At 34.5% G+C, this 663-nt stretch carries 1 protein-coding gene; it reads left to right on the top strand.

Features of this window, described 5'->3' with window-relative positions; all coding sequences use genetic code 11:
* Window positions 1-663, top strand: a 663-nt coding sequence (locus tag KSU54_RS18570) for a GBS Bsp-like repeat-containing protein (protein ID WP_217749054.1), incomplete at both ends; no start/stop codon positions are given.

The raw sequence follows: 663 nt of genomic DNA, 5'->3' as shown, positions 1-663 counted from the left end.
AAGATGAGGGAACATTAACAACAGTTCAAGATCCCGTTACAATAAATTTGAATATAAACTGGATAGATGGAAGCCAGATTAGTATTAATAAAACTGACAATTATGGTGAAAACATTTCTAACGCTAAATTTGATTTATTACAGTGGAATAAGACAACTCGTCAATATGAAAAATTAAGAGAGTTTTCATATAATTCTTCTAACAAATTATATGAGAGCGATTTTTTAGAAAAAACAGATCTGAATGAAGGTAAATTTAAGGTAGAAGAAACAGTGCCAAATGGATATACAGCTTCTTCGAGATACGAGCAGGAATTTACATTAGACGGCTATATCGACAGAAGTGTTTTTACAGCAGAAATTGAAGGTAAAGAAGTAAATGTAAAATTATCGTCTACACTTGCGGACAATCATTACATAAAATATGAGGTGGATGGTGTGCCAGATAGTGTAACAGAGATTAAATTTCCGACATGGTCTGTGGCAGGCGGACAGGATGATATTGATTGGGTTCACCTTGCAAAAGAAAGTGACGGAGTATGGCGTGCAAATAAGCAGATGCCTGAAAGTGGACAGTACGTGATTCATATCTATTATAATACTGCTGTACAGCAAAATATTTATTCTCATGCGGTTAATTTTTGGCCGAGTGATACAACGATCA

The organism is Erysipelatoclostridium sp. MSK.23.31, assembly GCF_019125875.1.
Taxonomy (GTDB): Bacteria; Bacillota_I; Bacilli_A; order Erysipelotrichales; family Coprobacillaceae; genus Thomasclavelia; species Thomasclavelia ramosa.
Note: the sequence above shows the minus strand (reverse complement) of the source record. Positions and strands in the feature narration are given on the sequence as shown.